Here is a 9,801-nt window from a genome sequence, read left to right on the forward strand (position 1 = left end):
AGTGCGTAATCTCGTACAGGAAATGAATGGTAAGGTGTCTGTCATCAATGATGAAGGGCAAGGTTTACGGTTTAGTCTGCAGCTACCCCTTACACTATCAGTTATCTCAACGTTAATGGTGGAGATAGCCGGAGAACCATATGCTTTTCCGTTGTCTCGAGTGGATCGATTGTTATCGGTTTTACCAGAACAGGTGAAGATGGTTGAAGGTCGGCAATATATAACCGATGAAGAAGAACTGGTTGGCCTGGTACCAGCATCCCATGTGCTGGAACTGCAAGCGCCAGCATTACAGTATGAAGAGTTTCACGTTGTTATTGTCAGTGACCGGTTGAGCCGCTATGGCATTGTGGTGGATCGGTTTGTTGGTCAGCGGGATTTATCAGTGCAATCTCTTGATCCTCGCCTGGGTAAAGTACAGGATATTAGCTCTGCTTCGCTGACAGAAGATGGAACTCCCGTTTTGGTAATCGATGTAGATGATCTGGTGCGTTCAATTGACGCTATGGCAAGTGGTGGACCTATTGGCTCGCTTAAGCCGTATACTGATGTGTTAAGTCATAAAGTTCGGAAACGCATTCTTGTAGTAGATGACTCGTTAACGGTACGGGAAATTGAAAGACAGTTGCTGGAATCCTGTGGTTATCGAGTAGATGTAGCAGTAGATGGTATGGATGGCTGGAATGCAGTAAGGAGAACCAGGTACCAGTTGGTGATCACGGACGTTGATATGCCGCGTATGGATGGGATTGAACTGGTTAACTCCATGAAACACGATCATCAACTCCGGTCATTACCGATTATGATAGTTTCTTATAAAGACCGCCCGGAAGATCGTCAACGCGGTTTGGAAGCAGGAGCCGATTATTATTTAACAAAGGGTAGTTTTCATGATGAAACACTGATTGAGGCGGTAGTCGACTTAATCGGAGAGGCTTCGGAATGAAGATTGCCATAATAAATAACAAGCAGCTGGCTCGCAAAGAGCTGATTCGAATTGTCACTATGGAGGATGACAATGAGTTAGCCTGGAGTACATCCAGCGGTAAAAGCGCAATCAAATTTTGTAAGACTGTTAAACCGGATTTAATTCTCATGGATCCATTTGTAAGGGATATGAATGGCATCGGGGTTATTCGGCAGATTATGAGCGAAACACCTTGTGCAATTTTAATCGTTACCGGATCAATAGATGAGCAGTCTGAGGTTGTCTTTGATGCCCTGGGCGCAGGGGCGATAGACGCAGTAAATACACCTATACTTGAAAACCAGGATCACGATCAAGCCGAGGCAATTCTGCAACGGAAGATTGCCATGATAAAGGTACTGACGAGTGACATTCAATCGCTTCCTGTAAAATTTATCGATGGAAAGTTAAATCCACATCACGCTCCCGCGGAAAAAAATCTGGTTGTCATAGGCTGTTCGTCCGGTGGGCCAGAGGCATTGGCCGTACTACTTGGTCAATTACCTCAAGATTTTCAACCACCTATCGTTATTGTTCAGCATGTAGATGCGGCGTTTGCCCCTGGATTGGCAAAGTGGTTAAATGTTAAGAGTGTTTTACCAGTGAAGTTGGCAAAGGAAGGCGATGTTCCCACCCCTGGAATCGTGCTGTTAGCTGCAACCAACAACCATCTGGTGTTATCGTCCCGAGGTCAGTTAAGTTATCGGCACGAGCCTGCTGATACAACCTATCGCCCTTCTGTGGATATTTTTTTTCAGAGCGTGGCAGATAACTGGCTTCATTCAGTAACTGCGATATTACTATCTGGTATGGGCAAGGACGGGGCTAAAGGATTAAGGGAATTACGAACCAGGGGTGCCTATACCATTGCGCAAGATAAAGCGACATCGGCGGTGTATGGTATGCCCAAGGCTGCTCTGGAACTGGATGCAGCGGTCGATATATTACCTATAGACAGGATTGCTTCTATTCTTTGTCGGGTAGGTAGCAGCAATGTTTCTCGAAAAAACATTGAATTACATCAGTAACTTACGAGCACTTGCTGATGAAGGATTTATTGAGGCCGGAGTATATTAAGCAAATCTTAATACCACTATAAGATGATATTGTGATGATGCAATGTATCGAACAAGCGAGGGCAGTATGAGCTTGCAGGAGTTTCCAGGACAGACTTTAGCTGGAACGATTGATGATACTGGGCTAAAACGGCATCCGGTAGTGTTACTGGTTGATGACCAGATTATGGTAGCGGAAGGGATTCGTCGTATGCTGGATGACGAAAAGGATATTGAATTCCATTACTGCAATGAACCATCTCGGGCAGTTCAACTGGCATCTGAATTAAAACCTACAATAATCTTGCAAGACCTTATTTTGCCGAATATTGACGGCTATACTCTGGTGCGTTCTTATCGGCAGAACGGTGCGACCAGCAATATTCCAGTCATTGTTTTATCTACCAAAGAAGATCCTCATGATAAGAGTATTGCGTTCGAAAATGGCGCGAATGATTACCTGGTAAAACTTCCTGATAAGATTGAGTTGGTGGCTCGTATCAGGGCTCATACCAAAGCCTTTTTAACACAGCTGGAAAGGGATGAGGCTTTTCGCAAGCTGGGTGAGTTGCAACAGGAATTACAGAAAAGCAACGCTGAATTGCAAAAACTTACCTGTCAGGATGGTTTGACCGGTATTGCCAATCGGCGGCGGTTTGATGACTTTATACGTAAAGAATGTTTACGCTCATCTCGTGATGGTACAACGATCGCGCTGATACTCATTGATATTGATTACTTTAAACTTTACAACGACAACTATGGCCATTTAAAAGGTGATGAATGTCTGCAAAGTGTAGCTAACACGCTACAAAAAGCAGTACAGCGTCCAGCAGATCTTGTCGCGCGTTATGGTGGTGAAGAGTTCGCCGTTGTATTGCCCAGCACAGATGCTACAGGTGCAGTCAAAATTGCTGATTCATTGCGTCATGCGGTAGAGGCATTGGAACTTCCCCATGCCTATTCGCCATTGACAAACATAATTACCATTAGTATGGGTATTGCATGTAAAATTGCAACTGAGAAATCGTCACCCGCTGATTTGATAGAAATGGCAGACGAAGCATTATATGAAGCAAAAAATGCCGGTCGAAACCAGAGTAAAGTGCACAGTAGCAAAGCTGGTTAGCTCAATAAGTTAAAATTTCCTTCCCAAACCTGTTTCTAATTTTATTCTGGTTGCGCAACAGCCCGATAAAGTCTTCGGTTTTTTACCCATCCTGAGACGCTTTCTATTATGGACAGGATTGAAGGTATGAGCAATAACACCAAAATCGTTGCAAAACCCAGTCCAAAGCTGATAGTTACAGCCATCGGAATAAGAAACTTCGCCTGCAATGAGGATTCAAACAGTAATGGGGTGAGTCCAGCAATAGTCGTTAATGAGGTAAGCAGTACTGCACGCAAACGCTGGCAAGAAGCTTCCACTATCGCGTCTTGTACAGCCAGCCCGGACTGGCGTAATTGCTGGTAGAAAGTCACCAATATGATCGAGTCATTTACCACAATACCGGAAAGTCCAAAAAAGCCGAATAGCGATAACACGGTCAATTCAATGTTCATGACCAAATGGCCAATGATAGCACCAATCAAACCAAACGGAATAACGCTCATTACAACGAAGGGTTTGCTATAGGATGCAAACACCCAGGCCAGAACAATGTAAATCATAAATACTGCGAATATTGCACCACGCTTAAGATCCAGCATCGTTGTTGCCTGGTCAGCTGCACGTCCCTGAAAATTTGCTTCCACACCATATTTGCCAATAATTTCCGGTATAACAGTTGCCATTAATTCGGCACGAATTTTATTGTTATTGTTAATGCTTCGATCTACATCTGCAGTAATGGATACTGCCAGTTGTCCGTCCACGTGTCGCAAGGAGTCAAAGCCTTTACGTACTGAAATATTTACCACGCTGGACAGGGGAGTGCTGTTGCCATTGGGTAATATGATATTCATTGATTCCAGACTTGCCAGGCTATACCTCTCGCGATCCGGCAACATCACCCTAACTTCTATCTCATCCTGACCGTCCTGGAATAATTGCACCAGGTAGCCGTCAAAAGCAGCGCGTAATTGTCGACCTATTGCATCTACATTGAGACCTAGCGCTTTGCCGGTGGATGTTAATTGAAATATAAGTTGTTGTTGCCCCCAGGGTAAGTCATCCTCTACTGCGTTAACACCTTCTATTCCTTTTAAGGTCTGAATAATTTCCACAGCAGCTGACTTTAACGCCTGAGGATCATCGCCTTTCAGACTGAGATCAATGTCTCTTCCTGGGTGACCGGCTCGCCGCTCTGCAATGGTAAAAGATTCGATACCTGGCGGTAACACTACTTTCTGTTTCCAGGCCTTGATAAACTCGATATTCTTGATATTGCGTACTTCCGTTGAAACTGTTTCCACCTGAATAGATCCATGCTGGTTGCCGGTCCGGGTAGTGCCGCCACCAGCAGTTTGTCCGGATCCATGTCTAACGATTGACGTGGCAATCAACTCCGTACCAAAGTCTTTTTCGGTTTCGTATAAAGTGGACTCCAGGTGCTGTAGAAATGCATCCACTCTTTGCGGCGGACTGCCTGCCGTGAACGCGACAGTGGCGAAAATGAGGCGTCCTTCGACATTGGGAAAAAAAGTAAAGCCAATTCGTCCACTGGCTGTGATACCGATGACAACTATTAGAATTCCGATTGCGCTGGATAAAGTTATCCAGCGATAGGCTATTACTTTCTCGACAAATGGTCTAAATTTAGTTTCGCGAAATTGATGAAAGGCAGAATCAAGTTTTTGCCGTATCGGACTGTGAGTGAGTTCCTCGCGTTTCAGCATGTTGGAAAAAGAGCCGCGTAAGTGACCGGGCAGGATCAAAAAGCACTCAATCAATGAAGCTATGATGATGCATATAACGATGAGCGGAATATCGAACATGATGTTGCCCACCACACCGCTAACTAACATGAGTGGTAAGAATGCCGCAATCGTCGTTAAGGAAGAAGAGAATACGGGAGCCAGCATGCGATGGGCGCCGGCTTCAGCGGCTAACACCGGATTGTCGCCATGCTGGAAGTGGGTGAGGGCGTCCTCGCCGACAACGATAGCATCATCCACAATAATACCTAGTGCCATGATCATACCAAACAGGCTGATCATATTGATAGTGCCACCCATCAGGTATAATACGGATAACGCTGCCAGGAAAGAAACGGGTATGCCAACTGTTACCCAAAAAGCCACGCGCTTGTTAAGAAATAGTAAAAGAATGGCGATTACCAGTAACAAGCCACCACCACCATTGGTCAGCAGTAGTGTGATACGTTCTTTAATATGTTGCCATTTTTGATCAAACACTACGAAGTTTATATCGGGTGGCAATCTGGGTTTTGTCTCGCCGATCCAGGTATCCAGCAACTTTGCAGATTTTAATGCGTCTGCAGACTCGTCACGATACAAAACAAGTTCTACTGCAGGTTTGTTTTTATAACTTAAGCGTTCCTGGTTTTCCTTGGCGCGTCGTTGGATATCTGCAATCGCTCCAAGTGGGATAAATTGGCCCTGGACATCACTGTCCAGACGTAGATTTTCGAAATCAATAACATTTCGGCGTTGATCAAGTGCTCTCAATTGGCGAGCAACGTCATTTCGACCGACAGAACCTGATGGAATATCCCGGCTTTCGGCCCGGATTCGTTGTGCAAGTTGTTCCAACGTTAAGCCCAGTTCCAGCAATTTCTGGGTGGGAACCTGGATAGCCATTTCTTCTTCCGGTAAACCCCGGATGTCAATTTTTGATACGCCGCGGATGAGTAATTCATCCTTCATGTTTTGGGCGATGTGACGTAGCTCAGCAAGATTTTCAGGGCCGCTTAATAATACCCGGGCAATAGTTTCATAACGTATTATGCGGGTAACTACCGGGTCTTCTGCATCTTCCGGTATCTGTCGCGTGCGGCGGATGACACTGTTTACTTTTTCCAGCGCGGCATCCATATTGGTGCCTTCTTTATATTCGATGGTAATCGCGGAAACGCCGGTCGCTGAAGTGGACGTCATTTTATGCAGGCCATCAAGGCTGCGTAATTCCTGTTCCAATGGAGTGGTAATGCCGGTTTCAACATCCTCAGCGCTGGCACCACTCCAGACTACACGCACTGTTATTATGTCCAGTTCAAAGGTAGGGAAAAATTGAGTGTTTAATTTTGAGAGTGACCAACTGCCTAACAGGATCATGATCACCATTAACAGGTTCGCTGCGACGCGGTGTTGCGCAAATAAGGCAATCAATCCTTTTGCTTGTACAGGATTCATTGACGGTTATCGGCGACTTTTACCAGTAAGCCGTCAATGGCATTGGGGAGTTGCGTGGTAATAATATTGTCGCCAGGCTTGATGGCAGGGCTTTTTATTATGACATAATTTGATCCGTCGTTAGCCTGGATTTCCCCGATACGTTGCACTGACAGAGCAGACATACGTTCTTCGATAAGCCGGTAAATACGATCACTACCGTAGATAGCTTCCCGGGGCAAAGCGATTGCATCTGCCACAGGCGGCAATGATAGCTTTAATTCCAGAGTACGTCCGATTTGTAGCTGATCAGTTACTTCATTAATACGAAACAAACCATCCAGTCCGCCACTACCCAGGATGATTTTCCCCGATACACGATCCAGAGTTACAGGAATAATCTGGTTATTCATTATGCCAAAGCCGGTAATAGCATGTCCGGAAGCCATCGCTTTATGAATGACCGTTTCATATTGAGTTGGGATTTGTGCACGTATCTCCAGGGTACTTTGGTCATAGATCTCAAGTAGCGCGTCGCCTATCTTTACACGATCACCAGGCGATACGTTTACTGATGTTATTTTTCCTGAGAAAGGAGCGATAATCGTGGAACGATTTACATCAAGCGCAGCCAGGTCACGCAAGGCCTCTGCTCGAGTAGCTCTTGCTTTGAGTTGTGCCAGTCGTGCCTCGTGATCGTTAACGCTAAGCGCGCGATTGTTTACTGCGAGTTGTTGTTTAACAACGACCTGTTCAGCTTCGTCAATGCGCGCTTGAGTGGAGAGGTTGTCACGTTTTAATGATCTGGTGCGTTCCAGTTCCTTTTTTGCCAATTCCAGTAAAACTTTTTCATGTTTTAAGGCTTGCTGGTCGCTTTTGTAGCGGTCCTGTTCGCTATTGATTTGTGCCTTAATTTCAGCGAGTTCAGCTTTGCGTTGTTTTAACTGAAGTTGATAATCTGCCGAGTTCAACGCGATCAGATTCTGGTCTTGTTGGGCATATTGGCCTTCTTTGACAAGCACCTGTTCAACATCAGCATTTATGGCCGCTGTAATCCGAGTCATGAAAGGTGATTCAACTTTTCCGTAAATCGTAATCTGGGGGGAAATATTTTCCGGTTTGGCTTTTACCACAGACACTATCCAGGATTTTTCCTCGCTATCGCGTATGGTAGCACTGGGTTTTGAAATGAATAACGTCGCTGCAATGGCAATTGCAAAAAGGATAATGCCTATGGGGATAATAATACGCGTTAACAAAAGCTGGTTGTTCATGTAGTTAATAATTTCAGAGTGCCAAGATACTATTATATGGATTGTCAGGCTTTAGTATTGTTCAATTTATCGAAGTATTGAACAATTTTTTTTCTCTCTATGGCCTTTCTTGCTGATGATGGCTGACAGGCTAAATCAAGCGAACAACACAAAGTAGTTGCTCGTTTGGGCGCTAAGGTATTGTATATATAAGAAATTTAATACAGGCTAAATGCCAGGTCAGGACGTGCTTGTTTCAATTTGCGTGTAATAAGTGGACGTTAAGAATCAGGGAAGGTTCTTGACCTGAGCACAGACGCTGTACCTTTTTGTGGAGGGGATTTTCTATAAAAGCGTCATTACGTTTCAGGGTGACGGATAAAGATCCGGATTGTTTAGCAGTACCGTAGTTTCGAGTCGTGCCGTAAGTAGCGCTGCTAAATGTTGGAGATTGACATTCGATTGCTGTATTTCCCATTAGTCCCAGGTATAACTGATGACCGGATTCATTCACTTGAGTGTGGGAAAAGGGTGTATGTAACGTATTTTGGCGAATAGTAACATTTGCTCCCGCTGTATTTGGAGCCACGGTATGACCGGCCGGCAAATATATCAATCCAGCACTGATGTCCTGGTCGCTAAACAGCGGTAGCCAGGCCCAATGGTTAGATTCCACGGATCGAGAACGTATTTGGGAAATGGTCTTTTTGTAGGCTTGATTTGATTTCAAGTTGCTGTGGAGCAATTTCAGGTTTTGTTCTGTGACTGTAGCCACATTAAAACTATTATGAACGGAATGCTTGTACAGCATCTGCATACCGGTGGAAAATTCGGCGAAAGCTCGTTGGGCGTTGCTATCCAGTTCAATTCTGAAGTCGTTCAGATTAATAGCATTCTTGCGTCCACTTTTTGAGGACACAAACACTGAAGAAATGGACGACAGGGTCCCCATGGCAAAAGTAAACGCGCCCATAAAACCTCCTTGAACCGCCGATGTTAAAAATAGAACCTGTAGAAAAAATAAGTTATTTATCTGGGCAATGAATTTTTAGTGTTGTTAGCTTCATTGACCGCTTTATAATCAGTAAGTTACGTTTAGCACACTACTACTTGAACCCAGTATAAACGTGCAAAATTACATTTGGTTGACAACTGGTTATAAAACACTACAGATCAAGAAACAGACAGGTTAAAATAGCTACCTGAGTGACAACAAACTATAATCTGCCATCTGAGGTTTGAATATAAACGTTTTCACTGGTTCTTTGTGAAATATTCACATATAGTTTAACCGTTTTGGTATCAGTTGCACGGTTAATGAGCGAAGAATAACAATAATTAGAACAGTTTTAGATTAATGCCCATTGTGGGATCGTATTAATTATCCAGTGACAGCTTTGATAAGTTATTGAGCTTATTGAAGTTAGGGGAGGTAACCAACTAATGTTACGGAATGTCTCGCTGTTTTCAGATCTTCCAGAAGATGATTTGCAGGTAATATCCAGCCTTGCAGCGACCAGAACTTATCCAAAGAACACCATAATTATTTCAGAGGGTGATGATTCGGACTCGTTATATGCCATTTTGTCCGGAAAAGTGAAAGTGTTTCTTAGTGATGATGATGGTCGGGAAATTATTATCAATATTTTGGACGCTGGGCAACATTTTGGTGAATTGGCATTGCTGGATGATTCACCACGATCAGCCTCTGTAATGACCATCGAAGAAACCAAGCTTGCGGTGATTTCAAAGTCAGCGTTTGAAGAGTGTCTGACTAAAAATCCGGTACTTGCATTGAAAATAATTCGAGAATTATCGACTCGGTTGCGTAACCTCACCCAGAATGTGAAGAGTCTGGCGTTAATGGATGTCTATGGCCGTGTTGCCAGGACTTTGCTGGACATGGCAGAACCTACCGGCGACAAGCTTGAAATTAAGCAAAAACTGACACAGCGGGATATAGCCAGCATGGTGGGTGCTTCCCGTGAGATGGTGAGTCGGATACTAAAAGACCTGAGTACAGGCGGGTATATCACGATTCAAAACAAAACCATCACCATCAACGAAAAACTACCACCGGGTTGGTAGATTTTATCGATTGTAATTCCCAACTAACTTGTTAATAATTAGCACGCCTAACGCTTGGATTGCCGTAGCTCAGTAACTGCGGCAATTCATAAGTCTTTGGTTTACCTAAATATTATTTATTTTCCCCAACTTTTTAAGAGATAAG

The 9,801-nt window shown here is 44.2% G+C and carries 7 protein-coding genes; 4 read left to right on the forward strand and 3 right to left on the reverse strand.

Annotated elements, in window-relative coordinates; translation table 11 throughout:
* From ACWVCM_RS11790 to ACWVCM_RS11800, 3 genes are all read left to right on the forward strand, one after another.
* The coding region (locus ACWVCM_RS11790) for a response regulator (RefSeq protein WP_455201953.1) at window positions 1–946 on the forward strand (946 nt) is incomplete at its 5' end.
* Window positions 943–1,995, forward strand: a complete 1,053-nt coding sequence (gene cheB, locus ACWVCM_RS11795) for a chemotaxis-specific protein-glutamate methyltransferase CheB (protein ID WP_455201954.1) — start codon at window positions 943–945, stop codon at window positions 1,993–1,995. The genes ACWVCM_RS11790 and cheB, both read left to right, overlap by 4 nt.
* Window positions 1,996–2,086: 91 nt before the next feature.
* Window positions 2,087–3,151 carry a diguanylate cyclase gene (locus ACWVCM_RS11800; RefSeq protein ID WP_455201955.1) on the forward strand — a complete coding sequence of 355 codons (1,065 nt, stop codon included), beginning with the start codon at window positions 2,087–2,089 and terminating at the stop codon, window positions 3,149–3,151.
* 41 nt (window positions 3,152–3,192) lie between these two features.
* On the opposite strand, the gene ACWVCM_RS11805 is transcribed toward ACWVCM_RS11800, so the two are convergent.
* The 3 genes from ACWVCM_RS11805 to ACWVCM_RS11815 form a co-directional block, all read right to left on the reverse strand.
* Window positions 3,193–6,336, reverse strand: coding sequence for an efflux RND transporter permease subunit (locus tag ACWVCM_RS11805; RefSeq protein WP_455201956.1), 3,144 nt, complete (start codon window positions 6,334–6,336; stop codon window positions 3,193–3,195).
* Window positions 6,333–7,589: an efflux RND transporter periplasmic adaptor subunit gene (locus ACWVCM_RS11810; protein ID WP_455201957.1), complete on the reverse strand. Its 1,257-nt coding sequence runs from the start codon at window positions 7,587–7,589 to the stop codon at window positions 6,333–6,335. The genes ACWVCM_RS11805 and ACWVCM_RS11810 overlap by 4 nt, the downstream gene beginning before the upstream one ends.
* Before the next feature lie 235 nt (window positions 7,590–7,824).
* Window positions 7,825–8,541, reverse strand: a complete 717-nt coding sequence (locus tag ACWVCM_RS11815; protein ID WP_455201958.1) for a hypothetical protein — start codon at window positions 8,539–8,541, stop codon at window positions 7,825–7,827.
* A 470-nt stretch (window positions 8,542–9,011) separates the two neighbouring features.
* Between ACWVCM_RS11815 and ACWVCM_RS11820 the strand changes: the two genes are divergently transcribed.
* A complete protein-coding gene (locus ACWVCM_RS11820; protein ID WP_455201959.1) occupies window positions 9,012–9,656 on the forward strand; it encodes a Crp/Fnr family transcriptional regulator in 645 nt (214 codons plus the stop codon).
* Window positions 9,657–9,801 lie beyond the last annotated feature (145 nt).

This window comes from Kaarinaea lacus (assembly GCF_975902315.1).